Here is a 25138-nt window from a genome sequence, read left to right on the forward strand (position 1 = left end):
ATACGCCGAGGACCCCGCGGACGAGTGACTTCCCGCCCGTGACCGCCGACGCCATCGGGTCGCGGCCACCACCACGACACGACGGAAGGGCCCGTACGACCGAAGTCGTACGGGCCCTTCCTCAGGCATCAGCCCATGTCAGGTCAGGTGACCGACAAGCAAGCGGAACTTACTTGTTGATCTTGGTGACCTGGCCGGCGCCCACGGTCCGGCCACCCTCGCGGATGGCGAACTTCAGGCCCTCTTCCATGGCGACGGGCTGGATGAGCTCCACCTTCATCTCGGTGTTGTCACCCGGCATGACCATCTCGGTGCCCTCGGGGAGGGTCACGACGCCGGTCACGTCCGTCGTACGGAAGTAGAACTGCGGACGGTAGTTGTTGAAGAAGGGGGTGTGACGGCCACCCTCGTCCTTCGACAGGATGTAGGCCTGGGCCTCGAACTCGGTGTGCGGGGTGACCGAGCCCGGCTTGATGATGACCTGGCCGCGCTCGACGTCCTCGCGCTTGATGCCGCGGAGCAGCAGACCGACGTTCTCACCGGCCTGGCCCTCGTCGAGGAGCTTCCGGAACATCTCGATGCCGGTGACCGTGGTGGTGGTCTTCTCCTGCTTGATGCCGATGATGTCGACGGTCTCGTTGACCTTGAGGACACCACGCTCGATGCGGCCGGTGACGACCGTACCGCGACCGGTGATGGTGAAGACGTCCTCGATCGGCATCAGGAACGGCTTGTCGACGTCGCGCTCGGGCTCCGGGATGGCCTCGTCCACGGCCTTCATGAGCTCGAGGACCGAGTTGCCCCACTCCTTGTCGCCCTCGAGGGCCTTCAGAGCGGAGACCTTGACGACCGGAACGTCGTCGCCCGGGAACTCGTACTCGGAGAGGAGCTCACGCACCTCGAGCTCGACGAGCTCCAGGATCTCCTCGTCGTCCACCATGTCGGCCTTGTTCAGGGCGACCACGATGTACGGAACGCCGACCTGGCGGGCCAGGAGCACGTGCTCCTTGGTCTGCGGCATCGGGCCGTCGGTGGCGGCGACCACGAGGATGGCGCCGTCCATCTGCGCCGCACCCGTGATCATGTTCTTGATGTAGTCCGCGTGACCGGGGCAGTCGACGTGGGCGTAGTGACGCGCCTCGGTCTGGTACTCGACGTGCGCGATGGAGATGGTGATACCGCGCTGGCGCTCTTCGGGAGCCTTGTCGATCTGGTCGAAGGCCGAGGCCTCGTTCAGGTCCGGGTACGCGTCGTGCAGCACCTTGGTAATGGCGGCCGTGAGGGTCGTCTTACCGTGGTCGATGTGACCGATGGTGCCGATGTTGACGTGCGGCTTAGTCCGCTCGAACTTCGCCTTCGCCACTGGGGTCCTCCTGTGGAGTGGTTCTGTACGCCTTACTCATCGGCGCCAGGTGATCTTTGCTGGGAAACCCGGGCCCGGGGCATTCCACCGGGTTGGCGGCGGAATGCCCCTTGCAGGCTCCGGGGTCAAGCCTAAAGCGTGAGAACGGGGTCCGTTAAACGGAGTAGCCCGTTACTCGCCCTTGGCCTTCGCGATGATCTCCTCGGCGACGTTCCGGGGAACCTCGGCGTAGGAGTCGAACTGCATCGAGTAGCTTGCGCGGCCCGACGTCTTGCTGCGGAGGTCGCCGACGTAGCCGAACATCTCCGACAGGGGCACGAGGCCCTTGACGACGCGGGCGCCCGCACGCTCCTCCATGGCCTGGATCTGGCCACGGCGGGAGTTGATGTCGCCGATGACCTCACCCATGTAGTCCTCGGGCGTGGTGACCTCGACGGCCATCATCGGCTCCAGGAGCACGGGCGAAGCCTTGCGCGCGGCCTCCTTGAAGGCCTGCGAACCGGCGATCTTGAAGGCGAGCTCGGAGGAGTCGACCTCGTGGTAGCCACCGTCGATGAGCGTGACGCGGACGCCCGTCATCTCGTAGCCGGCCAGGATGCCGAACTGCATGGCCTCCTGCGCACCGGCGTCCACCGAAGGGATGTACTCCTTCGGGATGCGGCCACCGGTCACCTTGTTCACGAACTCGTACGAGGCGTCGCCGCCCTCGATCGGCTCGATCGCGATCTGCACCTTGGCGAACTGACCGGTACCACCGGTCTGCTTCTTGTGGGTGTAGTCCACGCGCTCGACGGTCTTGCGGATCGTCTCGCGGTACGCGACCTGCGGCTTGCCGACGTTGGCCTCGACCTTGAACTCGCGCTTCATCCGGTCGACCAGCACCTCGAGGTGAAGCTCGCCCATACCGCCGATGACGGTCTGGCCGGTCTCCTCGTTGGTGTGCACCTGGAAGGAGGGGTCCTCCTCCGCGAGACGCTGGATGGCGACACCCAGCTTCTCCTGGTCGCCCTTGGACTTGGGCTCGATCGCGACCTCGATGACCGGCGCCGGGAAGTCCATGGACTCCAGGATGACCGGGTTCTTGTCGTCGGACAGCGTCTCACCGGTGGTGGTCTGCTTCAGGCCCATGACGGCGACGATGTCGCCGGCGCCCACCGACTCGATCTCCTCACGCTTGTTGGCGTGCATGCGGTAGATCTTGCCGATGCGCTCCTTCTTGCCCTTGACGGAGTTCAGCACCGCGGTGCCGGACTCCAGGCGGCCCGAGTAGACCCGGACGAAGGTGAGCTTGCCGAGGTGCGGGTCGCTCATGATCTTGAACGCGAGCGCGGCCAGCGGCTCGTCCTCGGACGGCTTGCGCTTGACGACGACCTCGGGGTCCTTGACGTCGTGGCCCTCGATGGCCTCGACGTCGAGCGGGGTCGGCAGGTAGCGCACGACCGCGTCGAGCAGGGGCTGGACGCCCTTGTTCTTGAACGCGGTGCCGCAGAACACGGGGGTGACCGTGGTCTCGTCGGACTTGCCGGACGCGATGGTGATACGACGGATCGCGGCGTAGAGCTGCTCCTCGGTGGGCTCCTGGCCCTCCAGGAAGAGCTCCATGATCTCTTCGTCGTTCTCCGCGACGGCCTCGACCAGCTTGCCGCGCCACTCCTCGGCGGCCTCGGTGTGCGTGGCCGGGATGTCGACGGTGTCGTACATCTCGCCCTTGGCCGCGTCGGCGGACCACACGAGCGCCTTCATGCGGACGAGGTCCACGACGCCCTGGAAGTCGGCCTCGGCGCCGATCGGGAGCTGCATGACGAGCGGCTGGGCGCCCAGACGGTCCGAGATCATGTCCACGCAGCGGTGGAACTCGGCGCCGGTGCGGTCCAGCTTGTTGACGAAGCAGATACGCGGCACGCCGTAACGGTCGGCCTGACGCCACACCGTCTCGGACTGCGGCTCGACACCGGCGACACCGTCGAACACGGTCACGGCACCGTCGAGCACACGCAGGGAACGCTCCACCTCGACGGTGAAGTCGACGTGCCCCGGGGTGTCGATGATGTTGATCGTGTAGTCGTTGTCCTCGAGCGGCCAGTGGCAGGTGGTGGCAGCGGACGTGATCGTGATGCCACGCTCCTGCTCCTGCTCCATCCAGTCCATCGTGGCGGCGCCGTCGTGGACCTCACCGATCTTGTACGACACACCCGTGTAGAACAGGATCCGCTCGGTGGTCGTCGTCTTGCCCGCGTCGATGTGGGCCATGATCCCGATGTTGCGGACCTTGGCCAGGTCAAGTGAAGTGGTAGCCATAAGGCTTCAGTCTTCTCTCGGTCTCGATGTGGGTAGCGACTACCAGCGGTAGTGCGCGAAGGCCTTGTTGGACTCGGCCATCTTGTGCGTGTCCTCGCGCTTCTTCACAGCGGCACCCAGGCCGTTGGAGGCGTCGAGGAGCTCGTTGAGCAGACGCTCGGTCATGGTCTTCTCGCGACGGGCGCGGGAGTAACCGACGAGCCAGCGCAGGGCGAGCGTGTTCGCACGGCCCGGCTTGACCTCGATCGGGACCTGGTAGGTCGCACCACCGACACGGCGGGACTTGACCTCGAGGGTCGGCTTGATGTTCTCGAGAGCGCGCTTGAGCGTGATGACCGGGTCGTTGCCGGTCTTCTCGCGCAGACCCTCCATGGCACCGTAGACGATGCGCTCGGCGGTGGAGCGCTTGCCGTTCAGCAGCACCTTGTTGATCAGGGAGGTCACCAGAGGAGAACCGTAGACCGGGTCGATGATGACCGGGCGCTTCGGGGCGGGGCCCTTACGAGGCATTCTTACTTCTCCTTCTTGGCGCCGTAGCGGCTGCGAGCCTGCTTGCGGTTCTTCACACCCTGGGTGTCAAGCGAACCGCGGATGATCTTGTAGCGAACACCCGGCAGGTCCTTCACACGGCCGCCGCGCACGAGCACGATGGAGTGCTCCTGCAGGTTGTGCCCCTCACCCGGAATGTAAGCGGTGACCTCGATCCCGCTGGTCAGACGCACACGCGCGACCTTACGCAGGGCCGAGTTCGGCTTCTTCGGGGTGGTCGTGAACACACGCGTGCAGACGCCGCGACGCTGAGGGGAACCCTCGAGTGCGGGCGTCTTGTTCTTCTCGACCTTGTCCTGCCGGCCCTTGCGGACCAGCTGCTGGATCGTAGGCACTACTTCTCCGGTTTCTGTGTGCCGAATGGTGAAGCTAACCTGGAACGTCACCGACCCACGCGGTCGGGTGTGTCGAAACCGCGAGCCCCGCCCGCGAGGCGGTGGGAGACGCGAAATGCGGTGGCCACATACGGCCCCGGTGCGGTCGTAGGCACGCACGAGGCCAGGGCACACCCCAGGCACAAGGTCTGAGCGTACCTAGCGCATTCGCTGCGGTCAAAACAAATGGGCGACACCGGCGGCCCCGCCCGGTGCGGCGGGTTTTGCCCCGATCGGCAGGAGGCTCACGCTCACAACGCGTCGCCGTCCGGCGCGCCGGCGCGTCCGTCGTCGTCCGGCCGGCGGCGGTTGGTGCGCAGCCGGGGAATGGTGGGCGCACGGGAGCCGGGGCTCTTGGGGACCAGTGCGGGCGGTGCGGCGGACCGCCGGCCGTCTGCCGCGCTCCCCTGTCGCGCCGGTCCGCCGGGCCCGCCGGGGCCACTCCGCTTCCGTGGCTTCCCGGCGTCGGTGTTCGCACGCGTTCCGTCGCCGTTCGCGCGGGCTTCGTCGGTGTCGCGGCCCACCGCTCCCACCGCTTCGGGCCCCTCCTGGCGCAGCGGGATCACGACCGCCTGGCCCGGTGCGCGCCGTACCAGCCGTAAGGCACGTCCGTTCGCGGCCCTCGCCTCGGCCAGTACGGGTTCGTACCGGGCCGCGGCGTCCCGCCAGCCGCTGGCGTACGCCGCCGTCTCGCGGCGGTCCAGCTCCGCCCGGAGCAGCACGACCACCTCGTCGGGCGCATGCCGGTCGAGGTAGTGGCCGAGCATGGCGAGGAGCCCCGTGTAGTCGTCGGGGCCGGGGGCGCCCGCGAGGGGGGCCGTCGGGTCGCCGGCGGAGGGGGGCGGGGCGTCGCCGGGCGCGGGGGCCGGGTCGCCGGAGGGCGGGAGGGGCGGGTCGCCCTGCTCGGCCATGAGGAGTCCCCCCGTCCCACGCGAAGTGCCGACGTTGCGTTCGCGGCAGATCCGAGTCAGGACGGCGCGCGCACCCCGTCGCCCGAAGGGCGTGCGCCGACGCTGATGCTTGCGCCTGCCGGGGTGGGGGGACAGGCCCGCACAGTTTACGGGCAGCCCTTTCGGCCCCCTCGGCCAGGCACGCGGCAAGATCCACACGCGGGAGGCGCGGGCCGCCGGGCGGGTCAGTCGGAGGCCAGCGGGGTCCGCTCCTCGCGCGCCGACGCCGACGCGTCGGGGAGGAACTGGCCGGCGATCCTGATGAACATCTCCCGTTGCTCGGCGGCGACACCGAGCCCGTCGGCGGCCTCCTCCAGCGTGAGGCGCCGCTCGTGGGCGGCACCGGCCGCGGGTGCCGCCGGCAGGGGGAGGTCGTCCTCGGTGAGGCGGCCGGAGCGGATGAGCATGTCGCGCACCGGCACCTGAAGGACGTGCGCCAGCCTGCGCGTCGTCTCCAGGTCGGGCATGCTCTGCCGCTGGAGCAGCCGGGTGATGGCCGCGCGGTGCACCCCGGCCTCGTCGGCGAGGCGGGATTTCCCGCCACCACGCGGGTTGTCGATGTCGAAGCCGCGTCGGCGGATCAGCTCCTCGATCCAGGCCGCGAAGCGGTCGAGTTCTCCTGTGCTCACGTGCGGTCGCCTCCCTCCAGAGCGGATATCAGCGTATCGCGCTTGCGCGCAAGGAATTACCGGCTTACGTCGTCTCGTTTGTGAGGGTTTTGTCGAGTCGGGCCGTGCCGAGCAGGGGCCCCTGCGGCGGGGATTGGCCGGATCCGGCCGGATCGGCATATGCCCCTTGCGCGCGAGAGCGCAACATGTAAGTGTGCGGGCTCGCAACACCACGTTGCCCGGGGAGAAAGGACCACCGATGTCCGCACCGAACGACGACGCGAAGACGGCCCAGCCGGCCCGTGACGCCCTGCTCTGGATCGAACTGCTGCTGCGGCAGTTCCCCGAGCTGCTGGCGGAGCTGGCGCCCGCCCACCACTCCCCCTCGGCTCCGCCGCCGGCCGCGGTGCCTCCGACCGCCCCGGCCCCGGGCCGCACCCGCGCCGAACGGGAGGAGGCGCTGCGAGCCGAGCAACTGCACGGCATCACCCCGTCGGGACCCTCCACCGCACCCCTGCGTCTGCACGTCTCCGACGCCGTCCGCGACATCACCGACGGCGTGGTGGAGCTCGACGAGGCCGTGCACGACCGGCTCCGGCTGCCCCGCCCCCGCCGGGCCCGGGTGGCCGGGCGGCTGCTGCGCGTCGCCGCGCTGCTCGGCCGGGCCGCCGACGACACACTGCTGATCGAGCACGTCCGCGACGAGGCCCGCCGGATGGCCCGGCGCTGCACCCGCGCACTGGGCGCCGCGGAACCGGTGGTCCGGGTGAGCGGCCGCTGCCCGTGGTGCGACTCCGTCTCCCTGCGGGCCCTGCCGGCCCGGCGCGCGGTGCTCTGCGTCAACCCCGCCTGCCGATGCGCCGACCAGGACTGCGACTGCCGCACGGACCCGGCGCACCGGCACGCCTGGGGCGTCGGCGAGTGGGCCCGGCTGGCGGCCGAGTCCGGTGCCGACCTCGCGGAACTGACCGGCTCGGCGACCGACACCGCGGACCGGGAGGTACGCCGATGACGACGCCGACCCTGCTCACGGGGGCGCTGGCCGCGGCCGAGGCGGGCGTGTCCCCGGCGACCATCCGCAAGTGGGTCCAGCTGGGACGCCTCTCCCCCGCCGGCAAGCAGGGGCGGGCCCAGCTGTTCCGGCTGGAGGACGTCTTCGCCGCCGAGCGCGACGCCCGGGGCGGGCGGGGCGGTCGGGGCGGGCGGCCCTGCACGTCCGGCCGGGACGCGTAGGGCACACGCGCGTAAGACATGCAAAGGGAAAGAGGGGGCGGTCCACCCGGACCGCCCCCTCTTCATGTGCGCGCTGCTAATTCCCCGGCCCGGCGGGCATCCGGAAGACCCGGGCCCCGTCCTGCGCTCCGTCCGCCGACAGGACCACCGCCTCGCGCCAGCCGCAGCGGAACCCCCGCGTCTCCGCCTCGGCGGCGATCCGCGCCCCGACCTTGCCGACGACGGCGGCGAGTGTGCGGGCGACGTCGGCGGTGTACGTACCCGACTCCCCCGCCTCCGCGGCCACTTCGACCACCGCGACCACGACGTCGTCCAGCCGTTCCTGGGCACTGATCACCATCACGCTCCGTTCACCCCGCCGCAGCTCCTTCGTGCTCGCGCCGCGTCACGGCGCTCCCCGCTTCAGAACCGCCACCTTCCGAATCGCCTCACTCGAATACCTGTTCGATAGGGGCAGACTAACAAACGGGGCACCGTGATGCGGGAGTTACGGACGCGGTGCGCCGACCCCTCTCACCGGCGATTGATTGCGCGGGCGCGCTAGTTAGTTGCGCACACGCACAGACTGCGTCACAATAGATGCAGCGGCGGAGCTGTGCCCATCCCTCCCTTCCGGGCACCGCTCCGCCGTTCGCGTTCCCGCCCTCGCCCCACCCGCTGCGGGCACCCCACCACCGACAGGAGTGATGCCCTCTCATGAGTTCCTCTCCGAGCACCTTCCCCGACGTGGAGGCCATCGTCGTGGAACTCCTCTCCGACCGCCCGGACCTCGCGGAGGCGGTCGTGGACGAGACTCCGCCGCCGGGCTTCGACGGCACCCAGCCGGCGGTGATCGTCTCCCGGCGCGGCGGCGCGTGGATCGACGACCTCCACCTGGACCAGCCGCTCATCGAGCTGGAGGCCTACGGGCCTGACAAGCCGACGGCCCACCGCCTGGCGAACGCCGCCCGCGCCGAACTGCTCGCGGCGGCCGGCCGGACGTACGGGACGAACGTCGTGATCAGCGACGTGGTCGAGGCCGACGGCCCGCGCTGGCTGCCGGAGTACCTGTACCCGGCGGCCAACCGCTACCTCTGCGTGCTGCGCGTCTCGCTGCGCATCGGCTGACACCGGCAGCACCGGACCACCCGGGCGCGGGCCGGACCCCGCGTTCCCCAGTGACGAGGCCCCGCCGACCGGCGGGGCCTTCGCCGTACCCACGGCGGGCACCACCCAGGCGCCACCCATGCACCACCCACGGAAACCCATCCCAAGGAGACATTCATGGCAGGCAACAACTCGTCCGAGATCCGCGTCGCCGGCACGGGCCGCGTCCTCATCGCGGACGTGGGCGCGGCCCTCCCGGCCGCCTTCTCCGACAACCCGGCGGCCGACTGGGGGTCGGGGTGGATCGACCTCGGCTACACCTCCACCGACGGCGTGACCTTCTCCAAGAAGGACAAGCTGGACCCGGTCGAGACGTGGCAGTCGATCAGCCCGGCCCGGTTCGTCTACGCGGACCGGGACCTGACGCTGAAGTTCTCGATGCTGCAGTTCAACGAGGACACGCTGCCCTTCTTCCTGGGCGGCAAGTCGGCGGACTTCCGCCGGGACGCCACCTCCGGCGCGGTCCAGTTCGACGTGCCGGACGGCCCGACCTTCGACGAGCGCGCGCTCGGCCTGGAGTTCACCGACGGCTCGGCGGTCACCTACCGCTTCGTCATCCCGCGCGGCCAGGTGACGGCCACCGACGACATCAAGCTCGCCCGCAAGGCGGCCGCGCTGCTCGGGGTCACCTTCACCGCGCTGTCCCCGGGTGACGGCCAGGCCCTGGCGACCTTCGTCATGAAGGACGCCGCCTACGCGGTCCCGGCCTCGACGCCGACCACCTGATCCCCGCCGGGCGGGGGCCGGCCCGCACCCCCGGCCCCCGCCCGGCCGGGCCCCGCACACCCCACCCCACCACGGACGGAGAAAGACACCCATGGCCTCATTCGACGTGAACGCCGCCCGCGCCCAGCGCATGGAGGCGGTCGGCCGCTCCTGGTCGTTCGCCCTGGACGGCGACGCCTTCGAACTGCCCACCGAGCTGAGCCGCGCCACCGCCAGGGCGCTGCGCGGCCTCGACGACAACGACGTCGACGGGCTGCTGAAACTGCTGCTGGGCGACGAGCAGTTCGCCCGCTTCGAGCGGCACGACGTCACCATGCAGGACATCGCCGCGATCCTGGAGGCGTACGGCAAGGAGACCGGGCTCGGCCTGGGGGAAGGCTGAGCCTCGACGCGTTCGTCGAAGAACACGCCGAGGCTCTGGAAGCCGACCTGCTGCGGCACTTCGGTGTGGACCTGCTCGACTGGCACCGCGGCCGGCTCTCCTCCCGCCGGCTCGCGGTGCTGGTCAAGCACATGCCACGCGACAGCGCCGTCAACCGGGAACTCCACGGCGACGGTGCCGAGTGGACGGTCACCGACTATCTCCTGGCCGCCGCCGTCGACCACCTGGCCGCCGCCAACTGGATGTTCGCCTCCGTCAACACCGACGAGGACTCCGAACCGCCCGAGCCGCCGGTGCCGGTGCCCCGGCCGGGAGACAACGCCGTGGCCGCCACAGCCGACGAAACAGCCGGGCAACCGACCCCGGCCGACCTGTTGCGCTTTTTCGGCTGAGGCCGTCGCGAACCGGTGACGCTCTCACCGCGGCTCACACGCGAAGGCCGGCCCCAGCCCGAGGAGAGCCGCACCCACCGCTCCCGCGACCGCCGCCCGCCCTTCGCCACCGCCCGAGGGACAACCCCCTCATCCGATGAGATCGCTGACGTACCAGGCCAGCGCGACCCCCGAGGCTGCTCCCACGGAGTTGGCCGCCAGGAACATCACGTTCTGCGTCGTCGACAAAGTCCGCACCGCCGGATCCGCTCCCAGCGCCGTGATCCTCTCCGGCTTCATCAACCAGAACGACCCGCGAAGTCCCACCGTCCGAACCGTCCATGTCCCGACGACCGCGAGCAGAGCAAGACAAAGGGCTGTGGCCGGCAGCGTCCAGAAACCGAAGTCGGAACGCACGAAGAGATCGGCAAGAGCTACGACCGGAAGAACGGCCAGAACCATTCGGTAGAACTCGTGCCCCAATCGCTCCGGCCGGTAGATGCCGTTGTTCAGAACGGATATGGAGATGCAAATCACCGGAAAGAGAAGGGTGACGATCCAGATGTTCCAGCCAGTCCCGGACCCGCATGCCGTCCCATATCTGCTCCCGCATGAGCCACCTGCGAACAGTGCCCGTAGAGCGAAGTACCAGAAGTAGAGAATCCAGGCGAAGAACGCTGTGATGACCAGCACGGCGACGTATCCCAGACATCCCGGGTCTGTTCTTCCGGGAGTTCCCGCCATGGCCTTCCCCTGCCTTCTCATATGTTGTCGCCCTTCCGCAGCATCAGCCGCCCTATGAGAGGGCTGCCGCGCGGCACCCGCGTTGTCACGAAGGAGTGAACCATGACCGCGACGCCACAGGAACTCGAAGCAAGAATTCAAGCACTCGAAGCCAAGGGCGACCCTCCGGGGGATAAGAAGGACAAACCGGAAAAAAGTTCTGTCGAGGCGGATATATCGGCCCTGAAGGACCAAGTCGCGGCCCTCAAGGCGGACGCCGACGACAAGACCAAGCTGCACGAGGAAGCGGGCATCACCGCCAAGTCCGAAGCCGTCGCGCTGGCCGCGGCGACGGGGGCGCTGTCGGCGGGAGTCGTCGGTGCCACCCTCGCCTGGTCGCCGATCAAGATCGAAGCAAAACCCTTGCTGCGTTTCGAACCACAGCTGTTCTCGACGAACAAGGACCTGACTTCTCGCTACGACAACTGGCGAGCCCGGCGCAGCGGAGGCCGTTTCATCACGGAGTCGCTCCAGTCAGAGCGCCGGCTCGAAGCGATCGAACTCAAAATCGGTCTCCACGCGAACCGGCTGGTCCGGCTGGAGAAGTTCACCAACAAGGCCGCGCGCGGTCTGACGTCCGCGCATCACCGCGCGGCGCGGCTGGAGACCCGCACCGGGGACTTGGAAAGCGGCGCCATCGGTGCGGGTCAGTCCATCCAACGCCTCCGGACAGAAGTCGATCGTCTCGCCTCCAGAATTGGATAGCCGACTCCTGACACCACGATGGGTTTCCCATGACACTGGTTAATTCACTCAAACGCGGGTCGAGCGCACTCCAGAGTCTTCACCGCGCGTCCGACACCGCAGCCCGCTCGGCCTCCGGGCTGGGCCGGCAAGTGGCGACCGCCGACAAGGGCGTCGCGAAACTCAAGACCTCCGCCCAGGGTTCCGCCCGCGAGTTCCAGAACATCCAGCGCGCCGCCGACAAGGCCGAGCGGTCGATGGCGAAGGCCGGAAAGACCGGGCAGAAGAGCGGTGGCCAGGTCGGGAAGTTCAAGTCCGGGGCCGACAAGGCGTCCAAGGGCATGAAAGGGCTCAACAAGTCGATGAAGGGCAACCTCGTCGGCCAGTTGCTGTCGCTGCTCGCGCCGCTCGTCCAGAAGGTGGTCGAGATGGCCGCCCGCTCGAAGACCATGCAGAAGGTCCTCAAGGTCGCCTTCGCCGCGATCAAGAAGGTCATCAGCGCGGCCATGAAGGTCATCGGCCCGATCATGAAAAAGGGCGCCGCGCTGATCAAGAAGGTCTGGGACGGCATCAAGAAGGCGATCACCGTCGTCGTCAAGGCCGTCGCCAAGGTCATCAAGACCTACTTCAACGCCTGGAAGAAGATCATCACGACGGTGATGAACGCCGTCAAGAAGGTCGTCTCCAGCGTCTGGAACGGCATCAAGAAGATCATCACACCCGTCGTCAACTGGATCCGCACCGTCATCCCGAAGGCCTTCAGCCGGGTCAAGGAGAAGCTGTCCAGCATCTGGGGCGGTCTCAAGGGCATCGCGAGCCGCGCCTTCGGCAAGATCAAGGACGCGGTGAAGGGCCCGGTCAACTCCGTGATCGGCATCATCAACTCCGCCATCGGCAGGCTCAACCGCATCAAGGTCAAGATCCCCGGCTGGGTCCCGGGCGTCGGCGGCAAGTCCTTCGGCATCAGCCTGCCGCAGATCCCGCGGCTCGCCGCGGGCGGCATCGTCCAGCCCCGCAGCGGCGGCGTGCACACCATCGTCGCCGAGGCCGGGGAGGCAGAGGCCGTACTGCCGCTGTCCAAGCTGGACCGGCTGCTGCGGCACACCGCCCGCCGCAGCCGCGCCGACACCGTCAACGCGACGGCCGGCGCCGTCTCCGGCTTCCAGATCGAGAACTACTACGAGGCGTCCTCGGCCGACCTCCAGGAGACCGCCGCCGCCCTGCTGTTCCTGTCCAAGGCCCGCGGATGAGCGCCGCCGCGATCGGTGCCGGTGCGAATCCGCTCGCGGGAGCCGCCGGGGCGCTGAACTCCTTCCGCGGTCGCGTCACCGGCGCCGCCCGCTCCGTGCGGTCCGTCGCGCAGGGCGTCGGCCGGGCCGGGGCCGCCGCCGACCGGATCAGGGGTTCCGCCGCCTCGGCCGGCACCGCGGTCAAGCGGGTCAAGACCCGCGCGGACGCCGCCGGCCGGTCCCTCACCAAGACGGGCCGCACATCCGGCCGTACGGCGACCCAGCTCCGTACCGGCCGGGGCAAGGCCCGCGCCACCCTCGCGCCGCTGAACTCCATCGCCTCCGAGGGCGCCGCCTTCAGCAGGCTCGTCGGCGCACTCGGCAAGGGCTCGGGCACCGTCTCCCAGCTCATGGGGCTCTTCGGCGGTGCGCTCACCGTCGCCTCCGGCGCGATGACCGCCGTCAACGTCGCCATGCGCGCCAACCCGCTCGGGTTCCTGCTCGGCCTGGTCGCCCCGCTGGTCGGCTACCTGATCGACTACGCGGTCAACTCCGAGACCGGGCAACGGATCATCAAGAAGGTCTTCGACCAGGTCCTGAAGGTGTTCCGGGACATCGTGAAGTTCCTCGGTCCCGTCCTCAAGGCGTACGCCACCGTGATCTCGGCCGGCTTCAAGGCCTACGTCAAGATCGTCACGACGGTCCTGAAGGTCGTGGGCGCCGCCCTGTCCAAGGGCTTCAACGGCACCCGCAACGCCGCCACCTCGGCCACCCGTGCCCTGTCCGGCCTGGTCCGCCGCGCCTTCGGCGGCTTCCGCACGGCCGTCCAGCCCGTCCTGGACTGGATCACGAGGAAGATCCCCGACAAGTTCAAGCGGGTCAAGGACGCCGTGTCCAGGACCCTCGGCGGCATGGGCCGGTTCCTCAGCACCGGCATGCAGGGCGTCATGGCCGCCGTCACCGGGCCGGTCAAGGCCCTGATCTCGTTCGCCAACTGGGTGATCGACGGCCTGAACAAGCTCAGCTTCAGCTTCTTCGGCAAGAAGTTCGGCGTCGACCTGCCCAAGATCCCCCAGCTCGCCGAGGGCGGCGTCGTCCAGCCCGCGGGCACCGGCGGCGCCCCCTCCGTGCTGCCGCTCTCCGCGCTCAGCCGGCTGCGCCCCGCCGAGGCCGCCGCACCGAGGACCCGGGGCACCGTCGCCGCACCGGACCGTGCCCGGCTGCGCAGTTACCGGGCGGCCGAGGGCAACGGTCCGCTCGCCGTCGCCGCCGACCTGCTGTTCCTGCACGCGGCGGCATGAGCCCGTGCCCGCCCCACCGATGAAGCGAGGTGACGGCCCTCCATGGCCGAGACGACAAACCCATACCCGCAGGAGACCCAACCCGGCTCACTGATCACCCGCGACGGGCAGATCCAGTGGGCCGGACTGCTGATGGGCCCCGGCACGCCCTACGAGATCGACCGCACCGGCATCACCGGCTGGGACGACCTGCCGGTGCTCGACACCGGCGACATCGTCCGCCCCGACCAGCACGGCGCCTGGCCCGGTGCCCGCTGGGCACAGCCCCGGCTGGTCGGTGCCTCCGTCTGGCTGCTGCCCCCGGCCGCCGCGCGGGCCCGCGACGTCGTCGGCGCCTTCCGGGCCGCCACCGGCGTCGGCGGCGGCGAACAGTGGCTCGCCGTGCGGCTGCACGGCGAGACCCTCGCCGTACGGGCCCGGGTGAGCCGCCGGGTCGTACCGCAGGACCGTTCCTTCGTGGTGCACGGCGCGTCCCGGACCAGTCTCCAGTGGACCGCCACCGACCCGCGCCGCTTCGGTACCGTCCTGCGGGAGGCCCGGACCACCCTGCCCCGCGCGGAACCGGGCCTGGACTGGCCCGCAGAGCCCGGCGCCACCCCGGCGGGGCTCGCCTGGCCGCTGGAATGGGGCGTCACCGGCGCCGCCGGCACCTGCACCGCCGTCAACGGCGGCGAGGCGGCGGCCCACCCGGTGATCGAGTTCCGCGGCCCGGTGCTGCGGCCCACCCTGTCCCGGCTCGACGACGGGCGACGGCTGCGGTACGACATCGTGCTCGGCCCGCAGGACGTGCTGACCGTCGACACCGAGTCCGGCACCGTCCTGCTCAACGGGACCGCGTCCCGGCTCTACACCGCGAGCCCCGACTCCGCGCCCGAGCAGCTGTTCCAGCTGCCGCCCGGCACCACGGAACTGGCCTTCCGCTCCAGCGACACCACCCCGGACCCGAGGGCCTCCGCCACCCTGCGCTGGCGCGACGCCCACTGGTGAACCGGGCTCCGGTCCGGCTTCCCGTTCCCACACCACTCAGGAGGACACCATGCCCGTACGCAGCGCCTGGCTGATCAACCGCACCGAGACCGATTCCGGCCAGTCCCGGGCCGACACCCGCCTCGCCCCCGTCGGCACCATGAGCCCGAACGGCGCCCTGACCAGCCTCGGCGGCGTACTTCCCGGGTCCCAGACCGGCCAGCACCTGATGTCGGGGCTGTACGTGTTCGGCGAGAGCGCCGGCATGCGGGCCACCGTCGCGCCGGGCCGTGCGGTGATCCAGGGCCAGGGGCCGGCCGGGGCCTACCCGGTCGTCCTCACCGACTACACCAGCCTGCTCCTGGAGGACGGCGACGCCTCCAACCCGCGCATCGACCTCGTCGTACTGCGCGTCCACGACGCCCAGTTCGACGGCGGCGACCGCACCGAGGCCGCCCTGGAGGTCGTCAAGGGCAAGGCCTCCGCCACCCCCGAGCCGCCGCAGACGCCGCCGGCCTCGCTGCCGCTGGCCCGGATCACCGTGCCCGCCGGCGCCTCGGCCGGCACCGACGGCATCGACTGGGACACGGACGTCTACGACCTGCGCACCCCGACCGTGGCCGCCGGCGGCATCCAGCCGGAGTCCTGGAACCGCGAGGTGCCGGGCGGTTACCCGGGCCAGTACCGCGACACCGTCGCCACCCTGCAGCGCTGGGACGGCACCCGCTGGGCCGACTACCCCCGCCAGGTGGGCGGCATCGCCCCGCAGGGCGCGCTCGCCGCCGGCGAGTACACCGGCCAGTACCGCGACGAGGCCGGCGCACTGCAGCGCTGGGACGGCACCGTGTGGCGGCCCGCCGTCCCGTCCACCGCCTGGGCCTACAACAACGACGGCGGCTACTGCACCTCCACCGCCTGGGTGGAGGCGGTCCAGGACACCAAGGGCCCCACGGTCACCGCCACGTTCACCGTCCCGGTCACCGGCGCGGTCCTGGTGACGGTGGGCTTCATGGGCAACAACGGCGTCGAGGGCCAGTGGTGCCGGATGAGCGTCAACATCCGCAAGGACGGCGTCCTGGTGCTCGGCGCGGACGAGGTCCGGTCGGCGTCGGCCGGCTCCAAGACCCTGACGTCCGTGTCCGACACCTTCCGCGTCACCGGCCTCAAGGCGGGCGAGGTCTACACCGCCGTCTCCGCCTACTGCTCCTCCGCGACCAGCAACCGGGGCTGGTTCGACAACCGCTACATCCGCGTCGACCCGCTCGTGTGAGGACGGTGAGGACACCCATGACCGCATCCGTCACCACACCCGTCTACCGGGCGCTCTTCTGCGACCTGCGCACCGACCGGCTCCTGGACGTACTGCCGCTCACGGAGACCAAGTTCGACGACTACATAGGAAAGCCCGGCTCGCTCAGCGCCACCGTCCCCCTGCCCGAGGGCTCCCTGGCCGCCCGGGCGCGGGCCGCGCTCCAGCCGGGCCGTACCGCGGTCTGGCTGGAGCGCGACGGGGACATCTGGTGGGGCGGCGTCCTGTGGACCTGCACGCCGGTCTCCGACGAGCAGGGCAGGCTGAAGGTGGAGTTCCAGGCCGGCACCTTCGACTCCTACCTGGACCACCGCATCCTCGGCCAGGACCTGGCGGGCACCGGCCTGGACCAGTTCGACATCGCCCGGGCCCTGATCGCCCACGCCCAGGAGCAGGCCGGCGGCGACATCGGGATCAGCCTCGGCCACGAGCGTTCCGGGGTGGTGCGGGACTACGCGTACGCCTACTCCGCGCTGGCCCGGGTCCGGGAACTGCTCGACAAGCTCGGCCAGTTGAGCGACGGCTTCGAATGGCGCATCCGCTGCTACCGGGACGCGGAGGGCCGCCGGGTCAAACGGCTCCAGCTCGGCCACCCGCGGATCCGCACCGGGCACACGGACATCGTCCTGGACCACCCCGGGCCCGTGCTCACCTACAGCCTGCCGACGGACTCCACCGTGCAGGCGAACGTGTGGGTGGCGCGCGGCGAGTCGGCCAACACCGACCAGTCCCAGGACTCCCAGCCGCTGACCGCGCGCGAGGAGTTCCCCGGCGACCTGGCGGGCGGCTGGCCGCGCCTGGAGGCCACCTCCGACCACGGCGGGGTCGCGGACGAGGCCACCCTGCGCTCGCTGGCCCGCGCCGAACTCGCCCGGCAGAACCGCCCGGAGGTCATCCCCGAGCTCACCGTGCTGCTGGACGGGCGGATCACGCCCGCGCTGCTGGGGGCCGGCATCCGGCTGCGCATCCACGACCTGTGGCACCACGAGGGGCTCGACACCACGTACCGGATCGTCGGCATCGCGGTGACCCCGCCCCAGCGCACCAAGGCCGAGACCGCCGTCCTCTACCTGGAAGGAGTGTGACCCGTGGCGATCATCCCCACCGACCTGCTGGACCGTATCCGCGCGCTGGAGCGCCAGGTCAGGGAGTTGATGGGCAGCGCCAACACCACGCCGGCGCAGAACCGGATCATGGGCGGCGAGGTGGTCATCGGCGAGCAGGGACGGCTGCGGGTGCGCACCTCCGGTGACCAGGACCTCCTCTATCTGGGGCGGGTCCAGCCGGACCGGGGCGAGGACGAGCCCCAGCAGGGGTTCGTCGTGCGCCGTGACGACGGGTCCCTTGCGCTGACCGTGTGGACGGCGGCGCCCGACACCCTGCCGGTGCAGCCGGTGCAGGTCATCGACCGCCGGGGCAACGTCGTCCTCGCCGACGACGCGGCGCTCGGCGGCCTGGCCCGCCCCTACGTCCCGTACCCGCTGCCCGGCCCCGCCGCCGCGGACCGGTGGGAGTCCACCGGCGCGACCGACTGGACGACGCTCCACCGCGGCCCCGGCATCGTCCAGCACCCCAGGCTGTACTGCGCGGTCGCCGCCGAGGGCGGTGCGGGCGCCGAGGTGCGCCTGCTCGTCGACGGCGTCCAGCTCGGCCCGGTGGGCGGCCCGGGCGACGGCCTGGTCCTCACCGAGCGGATGCGCGCCGCGTACGGCGCCACCGTCACCTTCGAGATCCAGGCCAGGGTCGCCACCGCGGGCGACACCGTCCGCTGCCGCCCCCTCGCCCTGTACGGCGTCCAGTCCTGACCCGGCCACCCGCCCGCCCCCGCGGACGGTGCCGTGCCCCACACCACGTCCGGCGCCCCGTCCCGCCCCGCGGACGGCACCCCATCCACCACCGAGGAGGGCACCCGCGTGCTGCCTGAGAACATCCCCACCGTCACCCTCACCGCCCGCTACCTGACCCCCGACGGCCGCCCGATGAGCGGCACCGTCGAGTTCCGGCCCCCGGCGCTGCTCACCCACGCCGAGGCGGACCTCTTCCTGGGCGGCCCGACCCGCGCCACCCTCGACGCCGACGGCAGGATCAGCGTCGTCCTGCCGGCCACCGACGCGCCCGGCTGGAACCCCGTGGCCTGGACGTACACCGTCACCGAGAAGCTCGCCGGGCTCGCCCGCGGCGGACGCACGTACCAGATCGCGCTGGCGGCGTCGGTCCCCGCGGTCGACCTCGCCGACATCGCGCCGGCCGATCCGAGCACCCCGCAGTACGTGGCCGTGCCGGGGCCGCCGGGACCCGCCGGGGAGCTCGGCCCGCAGGGTCCGGCGGGCCCGGCCGGCGCGGTGCACTCGGTCAACGGTCACACCGAGGCCGACATCGTGCTCGGCGCCGCCGACGTGTCCGCCCTCGCCGCCGCGTCGGCCGGCGCGCCCGGCGGTGTGGCCACCCTCGGCGCGGACGGGCTGGTGCCGGCCGCGCAGCTCCCGGCCGGCGGCGGCGCCGTCGCCTCCGTCAACGGCATGACCGGGGACGTCCGGCTGACGGCGGACGGCCTGGGCGCGCTGACCCCGGCGGCGGGCGACGCCCGCTACGTGGCGCTGGGCGCCGCCCCGGTACGGTCCGTGAACGGCCTCACCGGCGAGGTCGTCCTCACCGCGGCCGACGTCACGGCGGTGCCCGCGGGCGAGGCGGTCCTGCTGGCCGGCGACCAGACCGTCGAGGGCACCAAGACCTTCGCCGTCCCACCGGCCACCGCGGCCGCCCCCGCCACGGACGACGCGCTGACCCGGCGCGGCTACGTGGACGCGGTGTCCGCCGCCGGCACCTGGTCCCCGTCGGCGATGGGCTTCCACGGCTGGTCCTTCGACCCGGCGGCGAGTTCCGCCAACTCGGTGCAGTACTGCATCAACGGCTGGGTGTACCTCATCGGCATCCCGCTGCACGCCCCCGCCCTGGTGAAGAACGTGGTGTTCTACGTCCCGGGCTACGCGGGCAACAACGCCCTCAGCTCCTCCTCGTACGCGGGCCTGTACACCGCGGCGGGCAAGCGGGTCGGCCTCACCGCGTCGCTGACCACGCTGATCCCGGCCACCGAGGGCCGGACCGTGATCTGCCCGCTGTCCGCCCAGTACGACGCGCAGCCCGGCCTGTACTGGGTCGCCCTCGTCGTCAACGGGCCCAGCCCGAACACCAACGGCCCGGCCTTCATGCGGGGCGCCAGCATGGGCGAGGCCCCGGGCGGCAGCGCCCGGATGCCGGGGAAGTTCATCCGCCACGGCCGGCTGGGCGTCACCGGCCAGACGTCGCTGCCCACCGCCTTCGACCCGGGGACCGTGGTGGCCGACTCCAACGCCATCTGGGCCGCCCTGTCCTGACCCGCCGCCCGTGCCCGGGCCCCGTACCCGAGCGGTGCGGGGCCTTCGCGCATCCGAAACGAGAGGAATCCCTCGTGGCCACTCCCCTGAGCGCCGACCGGCTGCTCGCCGCACTGCGCGCCGAAGGCCTCGACGTCGTCGAACACGGCTCCTGGCGCACCCACAACCGCAACCACAAGGGCGCCTGGGGCCCCGTGCACGGCGTGATGATCCACCACACCGTCAGCAGCGGCACCGAGTCCTCCGTCGCCCTGTGCTACAACGGCCACTCCGCCCTCCCCGGCCCGCTCTGCCACGGCGTCGTCGACAAGGCCGGCACCGTCCACCTGGTCGGCAACGGCCGCGCCAACCACGCCGGCGGCGGCGACCCCGACGTGCTCGACCGGGTGATCGCCGAGGACTACGGCGACCGGCCGCCCGCCCCGCGCGAACACGAGGGCAGCGCGGGTTCCGTCGACGGCAACGCCCGCTTCTACGGCTTCGAGTGCGTCAACCTCGGCGACGGCGAGGACCCGTGGCCGGCCGCCCAGCTGGACGCGATCGAGCGGGTCTCGGCGGCGATCTGCCGGGCCCACGGCTGGAGCGCCCGCAGCGTCGTCGGACACCTGGAGTGGTCCGACTGGAAGGTCGATCCGCGCGGCTTCACCATGCCGTCCCTGCGGGACCGGGTCGCCGCCCGGCTCGGCTCCCCGGCGAGCGGGGCGGGCAAGGGCGGCACATCCCAGACCCGCCCGTCCGGCGGGCCGGCCGCACCGCGCCACCAGCCCTTCCCCGGCGCCGGCTTCTTCACCGGCCGGACCAGTTCCCCCGTCATCACCGCCATGGGCCGCCGGCTCGTCGCCGAGGGCTGCTCCGAGTACGCCGTCGGACCCGGCCCCCGCTGGACCGACGCCGACCGCCGCTCCTACGCCGCCTGGCAGCGCAAGCTCGGCTTCCGGGGCGCCGACGCCGACGGCATTCCGGGCCGTACCTCCTGGAACGCCCTCAAGGTCCCGTACACGAAGTGAGGAGCCTGCCATGTCCGACGCCGCCAGGCGTACCGCCCGCACCGTCGTCCAGACCGCCGTCGCCCTTGCCCTGCTTCTGCCCGCGCTTGTCGACGCGGCCGGACTCCCGGCGTCCCTGCCCTGGATCGCCGGGGCCCTGGCCGTCGCGGGGGCGCTGACCCGGGTCATGGCCGTGCCCGGGGTGCAGGCCCTGCTCCCGGCGTGGCTGCGCACCGGGCCGCCCGGAGCCGAATCGTCGGGAGCCGCCCATGACGGAGACTGACCCGAACAATCCGGTCGCCGTCGCGCTGGAACTGGAGCGTCTGCGCGGCAGCCTGGAGGCCGGGTTCGCCCGCGCCGACGGCCAGCTCGCCCTCCTGGTGCAGCGCAGCGACCAGACCGACAAGCAGCTCGCCGACCACGAGGCCCGGCTCGACACGCTGGAACGCTCCCGCTGGCCCCTCGCGAGCATCACCGCGCTCGCCGCGACGGCCGGCGTCGCCGTCGCCCTGTGGGAGGTCCTGCACTGACCCACGCCGAAGGGCGGCCACCCCCACGGGGTGACCGCCCTTCGTTCGAACTGCCCGCTTACTGGTTGTACGGACCGTAGTCGTAGTCCTCCAGCGGAACGGCCTGGCCGGAGCCCGTGCCGAACGGCGAGTAGTCGATGTCGTCGTAGCCGACGGCCGAGTACATCGCGGCCTTGGCCTCCTCGGTCGGCTCCACCCGGATGTTGCGGTAGCGGGACAGACCCGTACCGGCCGGGATGAGCTTACCGATGATGACGTTCTCCTTGAGGCCGATGAGGCTGTCGGACTTGGCGTTGATCGCCGCGTCCGTCAGGACCCTGGTCGTCTCCTGGAAGGAGGCGGCCGACAGCCAGGACTCCGTCGCCAGCGAGGCCTTGGTGATACCCATCAGCTGCGGACGACCGGAGGCCGGGTGACCGCCCTCCTGGACCACACGACGGTTCTCGGTCTCGAACTTGGTCCGCTCGACCAGCTCGCCGGGCAGCAGCTCGGCGTCGCCGGACTCGATGATCGTCACACGGCGCAGCATCTGCCGGATGATGATCTCGATGTGCTTGTCGTGGATCGACACGCCCTGCGAGTTGTAGACCTTCTGGACCTCGCCGACCAGGTGGACCTGGACGGCACGCTGACCCAGGATGCGCAGCACGTCGTGCGGGTTGGTGGCACCCACGGTGAGCTTCTGGCCCACCTCGACGTGGTCGCCCTCGCCCACCAGCAGACGGGCACGCTTCGAGATCGGGAACGCCGTCTCGTCGCTGCCGTCGTCGGGGGTGACGACGATCTTCTTGGTCTTCTCGGTCTCCTCGATCCGGACGCGGCCGGAGGCCTCGGAGATCGGGGCGACACCCTTCGGGGTACGGGCCTCGAAGAGCTCGACGACACGCGGCAGACCCTGCGTGATGTCGTCACCGGCCACACCACCGGTGTGGAAGGTACGCATCGTCAGCTGGGTGCCGGGCTCACCGATGGACTGGGCGGCGATGATGCCGACCGCCTCACCGATGTCGACCAGCTTGCCGGTGGCCAGCGAGCGGCCGTAGCACATGGCGCAGGTGCCGACCTGGGACTCGCAGGTCAGGATCGAGCGGGTCTTGACCTCCTCGACGCCGTGGGCGACCAGGGCGTCGATGAGCACGTCACCGAGGTCGACGTTGGCCGGCGCGATGACCTTGCCGTCGATGACGACGTCCTCGGCGAGCATGCGGGCGTAGACGCTGGTCTCGACGTCCTCCGCCTTGCGCAGCACGCCGTCGGCGCCGCGCTCGGCGATCCGCAGGCGCAGGCCGCGCTCGGTGCCGCAGTCCTCCTCGCGAATGATGACGTCCTGGGAGACGTCGACCAGACGACGCGTGAGGTAACCCGAGTCGGCGGTACGCAGAGCGGTGTCCGCCAGACCCTTACGGGCACCGTGCGTGGAGATGAAGTACTCCAGCACGGACAGGCCCTCACGGAAGGACGCCTTGATGGGACGCGGGATCGTCTCGTTCTTCGCGTTCGACACCAGACCACGCATACCGGCGATCTGACGCATCTGCATCATGTTGCCTCGTGCACCCGAGTTCACCATCATGAAGATCGGGTTGGTCTTCGGGAAGTTGTCGTTCATCGCCTCGGCGACCTCGTTGGTCGCCTTGGTCCAGATCGCGATGAGCTCCTGCGTGCGCTCGTCCTTGGTGATCAGACCGCGCTCGTACTGCTTCTGGACCTTCTCGTCCTGCGCCTCGTAGCCGCGGACGATCTCCTTCTTCGCCTCGGGAACGACGACGTCGGAGATGGCCACGGTGACGCCGGAACGGGTCGCCCAGTAGAAGCCGGCCGCCTTCAGGTTGTCGAGCGTCGCCGCCACGATGACCTTCGGGTAGCGCTCGGCGAGGTCGTTGACGATCTCGGAGAGCTGCTTCTTGCCGACCTCGTAGTCGACGAAGGGGTAGTCCTCGGGCAGCAGCTCGTTGAAGAGCGCGCGGCCCAGCGTGGTCTTCAGGGTGAAGGTGTCGCCCTGCTGCCACTCCGGCTCACCCTCCTCGCGGGCCGGGGGCTCCCAGCCGCGGGGCGGGATGGTGCCCACCGGGAAGCGGATGTCGACCTTCGACTGGAGCGACAGGTCGCCCGCGTCGAACGCCATGATCGCCTCGGCGGCGGAACCGAAGGAACGGCCCTCGCCCTTGAGGTCGCGGCCCTCGCCGTCGGTGGTGAGGAAGAACAGACCGAGGACCATGTCCTGGGTCGGCATCGTCACCGGACGGCCGTCGGCCGGCTTGAGGATGTTGTTCGAGGACAGCATCAGGATGCGGGCCTCGGCCTGCGCCTCCGCGGACAGCGGCAGGTGGACGGCCATCTGGTCACCGTCGAAGTCCGCGTTGAACGCGGTGCAGACGAGCGGGTGGATCTGGATGGCCTTGCCCTCGACCAGCTGCGGCTCGAAGGCCTGGATGCCGAGGCGGTGCAGGGTGGGCGCACGGTTCAGCAGAACCGGGTGCTCCGCGATGACCTCTTCGAGGACGTCGTACACGACCGTGCGGCCGCGCTCGACCATGCGCTTGGCGCTCTTGATGTTCTGCGCGTGGTTCAGGTCGACCAGGCGCTTCATCACGAACGGCTTGAAGAGCTCCAGCGCCATGGCCTTGGGCAGACCGCACTGGTGCAGCTTCAGCTGCGGGCCGACGACGATGACGGAACGCGCCGAGTAGTCGACTCGCTTGCCGAGCAGGTTCTGACGGAAGCGGCCCTGCTTGCCCTTGAGCATGTCGGACAGCGACTTCAGCGGACGGTTGCCGGGGCCCGTGACCGGGCGGCCGCGGCGGCCGTTGTCGAAGAGCGCGTCGACGGCCTCCTGGAGCATGCGCTTCTCGTTGTTCACGATGATCTCGGGCGCGCCGAGGTCGAGAAGCCGCTTCAGGCGGTTGTTGCGGTTGATCACACGGCGGTACAGGTCGTTCAGGTCGGAGGTCGCGAAGCGGCCACCGTCCAGCTGCACCATCGGACGCAGGTCCGGCGGGATGACCGGCACGCAGTCCAGCACCATGCCCTTGGGGCTGTTGCTGGTCTGCAGGAACGCGGAGACGACCTTGAGGCGCTTGAGCGCGCGGGTCTTCTTCTGGCCCTTGCCGGTGCGGATGATCTCGCGGAGGCGCTCGGCCTCCTCCTCCAGGTCGAAGGACTCCAGGCGCTTCTGCAGCGCGGCGGCGCCCATCGAGCCGTCGAAGTAGGTGCCGAAGCGGTCGCGCAGCTCGCGGTAGAGCAGCTCGTCGCCCTCGAGGTCCTGGACCTTGAGGTTCTTGAACCGGTTCCACACCTCGTCGAGGCGGTCGATCTCGCGCTGCGCACGGTCGCGCAGCTGCTTCATCTCGCGCTCGGCACCCTCGCGCACCTTGCGGCGCACGTCGGCCTTGGCGCCCTCGGCCTCCAGCTCGGCCAGGTCGGTCTCGAGCTTCTTGGCGCGGGCCTCCAGGTCGGAGTCGCGGCGCTGCTCGATCTGCTGGCGCTCGACGGAGACGTGGGCCTCCAGCGAGGGCAGGTCGCGCGTGCGGCGCTCCTCGTCCACGAAGGTGATCATGTACGCGGCGAAGTAGATGACCTTCTCGAGGTCCTTCGGCGCCAGGTCCAGCAGGTAGCCCAGGCGCGACGGGACGCCCTTGAAGTACCAGATGTGGGTGACGGGCGCGGCCAGCTCGATGTGGCCCATCCGCTCACGGCGCACCTTGGCGCGAGTGACCTCGACGCCGCAGCGCTCACAGATGATGCCCTTGAAGCGGACGCGCTTGTACTTGCCGCAGTAGCACTCCCAGTCCCGGGTCGGACCGAAGATCTTCTCGCAGAAGAGTCCGTCCTTCTCGGGCTTGAGGGTGCGGTAGTTGATGGTCTCGGGCTTCTTGACCTCGCCGTGGCTCCACTGACGGATGTCGTCAGCGGTGGCCAGACCGATCCGGAGCTCGTCGAAGAAGTTGACGTCGAGCACTATGCGTCAATCCCTCTC

The 25138-nt window shown here is 70.5% G+C and carries 26 protein-coding genes; 17 read left to right on the forward strand and 9 right to left on the reverse strand.

The genetic code is table 11. The annotated features are described in order from the left end of the window. Positions 1-169: 169 nt before the first annotated feature. The 6 genes from tuf to NI25_RS15740 form a co-directional block, all read right to left on the reverse strand. On the reverse strand, positions 170-1363 hold the full coding sequence (gene tuf / locus NI25_RS15715; RefSeq protein WP_007443930.1) for an elongation factor Tu: 1194 nt from the start codon (positions 1361-1363) through the stop codon (positions 170-172). 171 nt (positions 1364-1534) lie between these two features. Beyond that, on the reverse strand, positions 1535-3661 hold the full coding sequence (fusA, locus tag NI25_RS15720; RefSeq protein ID WP_061443053.1) for an elongation factor G: 2127 nt from the start codon (positions 3659-3661) through the stop codon (positions 1535-1537). A 39-nt stretch (positions 3662-3700) separates the two neighbouring features. Then, on the reverse strand, positions 3701-4171 hold the full coding sequence (gene rpsG / locus NI25_RS15725) for a 30S ribosomal protein S7 (RefSeq protein ID WP_003974303.1): 471 nt from the start codon (positions 4169-4171) through the stop codon (positions 3701-3703). 2 nt (positions 4172-4173) lie between these two features. Then, the gene (gene rpsL, locus NI25_RS15730; RefSeq protein ID WP_003948652.1) at positions 4174-4545 is read right to left on the reverse strand and encodes a 30S ribosomal protein S12; all 372 of its coding nucleotides are present in this window, start codon (positions 4543-4545) and stop codon (positions 4174-4176) included. Positions 4546-4835: 290 nt separating this feature from the next. Beyond that, entirely contained in the window at positions 4836-5495 is a 660-nt protein-coding gene (locus NI25_RS15735) for a hypothetical protein (protein ID WP_061443054.1), read from the reverse strand. Between the two features lie 224 nt (positions 5496-5719). Then, positions 5720-6163, reverse strand: coding sequence for a helix-turn-helix domain-containing protein (locus tag NI25_RS15740; protein WP_061443055.1), 444 nt, complete (start codon positions 6161-6163; stop codon positions 5720-5722). 238 nt (positions 6164-6401) lie between these two features. On the opposite strand from NI25_RS15740, the gene NI25_RS15745 reads away from it, so the two are divergent. Together NI25_RS15745 and NI25_RS15750 are read left to right on the forward strand one after the other, a co-directional pair. After that, positions 6402-7154, forward strand: coding sequence for a hypothetical protein (locus NI25_RS15745; protein ID WP_061443056.1), 753 nt, complete (start codon positions 6402-6404; stop codon positions 7152-7154). Next, entirely contained in the window at positions 7151-7375 is a 225-nt protein-coding gene (locus tag NI25_RS15750; RefSeq protein WP_061443057.1) for a hypothetical protein, read from the forward strand. The genes NI25_RS15745 and NI25_RS15750 overlap by 4 nt, the downstream gene beginning before the upstream one ends. A gap of 76 nt (positions 7376-7451) precedes the next feature. Here the strand turns inward: NI25_RS15750 and NI25_RS15755 are convergent, their stop codons facing one another. Next, a complete protein-coding gene (locus NI25_RS15755; protein WP_061443058.1) occupies positions 7452-7715 on the reverse strand; it encodes a hypothetical protein in 264 nt (87 codons plus the stop codon). A gap of 356 nt (positions 7716-8071) precedes the next feature. Between NI25_RS15755 and NI25_RS15760 the strand changes: the two genes are divergently transcribed. The 4 genes from NI25_RS15760 (at position 8072) to NI25_RS15775 (ending at position 10021) form a co-directional block, all read left to right on the forward strand. Further along, positions 8072-8482: a hypothetical protein gene (locus tag NI25_RS15760; protein WP_061443059.1), complete on the forward strand. Its 411-nt coding sequence runs from the start codon at positions 8072-8074 to the stop codon at positions 8480-8482. A 156-nt stretch (positions 8483-8638) separates the two neighbouring features. Next, positions 8639-9247 carry a hypothetical protein gene (locus tag NI25_RS15765; protein ID WP_061443060.1) on the forward strand — a complete coding sequence of 203 codons (609 nt, stop codon included), beginning with the start codon at positions 8639-8641 and terminating at the stop codon, positions 9245-9247. A 91-nt stretch (positions 9248-9338) separates the two neighbouring features. After that, the gene (locus tag NI25_RS15770; protein WP_061443061.1) at positions 9339-9629 is read left to right on the forward strand and encodes a hypothetical protein; all 291 of its coding nucleotides are present in this window, start codon (positions 9339-9341) and stop codon (positions 9627-9629) included. Between the two features lie 65 nt (positions 9630-9694). After that, positions 9695-10021 carry a hypothetical protein gene (locus tag NI25_RS15775; RefSeq protein ID WP_061443062.1) on the forward strand — a complete coding sequence of 109 codons (327 nt, stop codon included), beginning with the start codon at positions 9695-9697 and terminating at the stop codon, positions 10019-10021. Positions 10022-10150: 129 nt separating this feature from the next. Here NI25_RS15775 and NI25_RS15780 read toward each other — a convergent pair whose 3' ends face one another. After that, positions 10151-10693, reverse strand: a complete 543-nt coding sequence (locus NI25_RS15780) for a hypothetical protein (protein WP_061443063.1) — start codon at positions 10691-10693, stop codon at positions 10151-10153. 153 nt (positions 10694-10846) lie between these two features. Between NI25_RS15780 and NI25_RS15785 the strand changes: the two genes are divergently transcribed. The 11 genes from NI25_RS15785 to NI25_RS15835 all read left to right on the forward strand — a co-directional run bounded on the left by NI25_RS15785 (position 10847) and on the right by NI25_RS15835 (position 21162). Beyond that, positions 10847-11488, forward strand: a complete 642-nt coding sequence (locus NI25_RS15785) for a hypothetical protein (RefSeq protein WP_061443064.1) — start codon at positions 10847-10849, stop codon at positions 11486-11488. Positions 11489-11517: 29 nt separating this feature from the next. Beyond that, the gene (locus NI25_RS15790) at positions 11518-12717 is read left to right on the forward strand and encodes a phage tail protein (protein WP_061443065.1); all 1200 of its coding nucleotides are present in this window, start codon (positions 11518-11520) and stop codon (positions 12715-12717) included. Further along, entirely contained in the window at positions 12714-13997 is a 1284-nt protein-coding gene (locus NI25_RS15795) for a hypothetical protein (RefSeq protein WP_061443066.1), read from the forward strand. The genes NI25_RS15790 and NI25_RS15795 overlap by 4 nt, the downstream gene beginning before the upstream one ends. A gap of 42 nt (positions 13998-14039) precedes the next feature. Continuing rightward, on the forward strand, positions 14040-14984 hold the full coding sequence (locus NI25_RS15800; protein WP_061443067.1) for a phage distal tail protein: 945 nt from the start codon (positions 14040-14042) through the stop codon (positions 14982-14984). Between the two features lie 49 nt (positions 14985-15033). After that, positions 15034-16233 (forward strand): hypothetical protein, encoded by a 1200-nt coding sequence (locus tag NI25_RS15805; RefSeq protein WP_061443068.1) that lies wholly within the window; start codon positions 15034-15036, stop codon positions 16231-16233. A 17-nt stretch (positions 16234-16250) separates the two neighbouring features. After that, entirely contained in the window at positions 16251-17357 is a 1107-nt protein-coding gene (locus NI25_RS15810) for a hypothetical protein (protein ID WP_061443069.1), read from the forward strand. A 3-nt stretch (positions 17358-17360) separates the two neighbouring features. Beyond that, entirely contained in the window at positions 17361-18077 is a 717-nt protein-coding gene (locus tag NI25_RS15815; protein WP_061443070.1) for a hypothetical protein, read from the forward strand. Positions 18078-18185: 108 nt separating this feature from the next. Next, positions 18186-19646, forward strand: a complete 1461-nt coding sequence (locus tag NI25_RS15820; protein ID WP_061446939.1) for a hypothetical protein — start codon at positions 18186-18188, stop codon at positions 19644-19646. A gap of 74 nt (positions 19647-19720) precedes the next feature. Further along, entirely contained in the window at positions 19721-20653 is a 933-nt protein-coding gene (locus NI25_RS15825; protein WP_061443071.1) for a peptidoglycan-binding protein, read from the forward strand. A gap of 10 nt (positions 20654-20663) precedes the next feature. Beyond that, complete coding sequence (locus tag NI25_RS15830) at positions 20664-20915, forward strand: hypothetical protein (protein WP_061443072.1); 252 nt, start codon at positions 20664-20666, stop codon at positions 20913-20915. Beyond that, a complete protein-coding gene (locus NI25_RS15835; protein ID WP_061443073.1) occupies positions 20902-21162 on the forward strand; it encodes a hypothetical protein in 261 nt (86 codons plus the stop codon). The genes NI25_RS15830 and NI25_RS15835 overlap by 14 nt, the downstream gene beginning before the upstream one ends. A gap of 58 nt (positions 21163-21220) precedes the next feature. Here the strand turns inward: NI25_RS15835 and NI25_RS15840 are convergent, their stop codons facing one another. After that, positions 21221-25120: a DNA-directed RNA polymerase subunit beta' gene (locus tag NI25_RS15840; RefSeq protein ID WP_061443074.1), complete on the reverse strand. Its 3900-nt coding sequence runs from the start codon at positions 25118-25120 to the stop codon at positions 21221-21223. Between the last annotated feature and the right edge of the window lie 18 nt (positions 25121-25138).

It is taken from the genome of Streptomyces sp. CCM_MD2014 (assembly GCF_000772045.1).
Lineage (GTDB): Bacteria > Actinomycetota > Actinomycetes > Streptomycetales > Streptomycetaceae > Streptomyces > Streptomyces salinarius.

Excerpts from the sequence above, each read along its gene's own strand:
- fusA (WP_061443053.1), bottom strand. The coding sequence starts at position 3,661 with ATGGCTACCACTTCACTTGACCTGGCCAAGGTCCGCAACATCGGGATC.
- rpsG (WP_003974303.1), bottom strand. The coding sequence starts at position 4,171 with ATGCCTCGTAAGGGCCCCGCCCCGAAGCGCCCGGTCATCATCGACCCG.
- NI25_RS15735 (WP_061443054.1), bottom strand. The coding sequence starts at position 5,495 with ATGGCCGAGCAGGGCGACCCGCCCCTCCCGCCCTCCGGCGACCCGGCC.
- NI25_RS15745 (WP_061443056.1), top strand. The coding sequence starts at position 6,402 with ATGTCCGCACCGAACGACGACGCGAAGACGGCCCAGCCGGCCCGTGAC.
- NI25_RS15750 (WP_061443057.1), top strand. The coding sequence starts at position 7,151 with ATGACGACGCCGACCCTGCTCACGGGGGCGCTGGCCGCGGCCGAGGCG.
- NI25_RS15755 (WP_061443058.1), bottom strand. The coding sequence starts at position 7,715 with ATGGTGATCAGTGCCCAGGAACGGCTGGACGACGTCGTGGTCGCGGTG.
- NI25_RS15760 (WP_061443059.1), top strand. The coding sequence starts at position 8,072 with ATGAGTTCCTCTCCGAGCACCTTCCCCGACGTGGAGGCCATCGTCGTG.
- NI25_RS15765 (WP_061443060.1), top strand. The coding sequence starts at position 8,639 with ATGGCAGGCAACAACTCGTCCGAGATCCGCGTCGCCGGCACGGGCCGC.
- NI25_RS15770 (WP_061443061.1), top strand. The coding sequence starts at position 9,339 with ATGGCCTCATTCGACGTGAACGCCGCCCGCGCCCAGCGCATGGAGGCG.
- NI25_RS15785 (WP_061443064.1), top strand. The coding sequence starts at position 10,847 with ATGACCGCGACGCCACAGGAACTCGAAGCAAGAATTCAAGCACTCGAA.
- NI25_RS15790 (WP_061443065.1), top strand. The coding sequence starts at position 11,518 with ATGACACTGGTTAATTCACTCAAACGCGGGTCGAGCGCACTCCAGAGT.
- NI25_RS15795 (WP_061443066.1), top strand. The coding sequence starts at position 12,714 with ATGAGCGCCGCCGCGATCGGTGCCGGTGCGAATCCGCTCGCGGGAGCC.
- NI25_RS15800 (WP_061443067.1), top strand. The coding sequence starts at position 14,040 with ATGGCCGAGACGACAAACCCATACCCGCAGGAGACCCAACCCGGCTCA.
- NI25_RS15805 (WP_061443068.1), top strand. The coding sequence starts at position 15,034 with ATGCCCGTACGCAGCGCCTGGCTGATCAACCGCACCGAGACCGATTCC.
- NI25_RS15810 (WP_061443069.1), top strand. The coding sequence starts at position 16,251 with ATGACCGCATCCGTCACCACACCCGTCTACCGGGCGCTCTTCTGCGAC.
- NI25_RS15830 (WP_061443072.1), top strand. The coding sequence starts at position 20,664 with ATGTCCGACGCCGCCAGGCGTACCGCCCGCACCGTCGTCCAGACCGCC.
- NI25_RS15835 (WP_061443073.1), top strand. The coding sequence starts at position 20,902 with ATGACGGAGACTGACCCGAACAATCCGGTCGCCGTCGCGCTGGAACTG.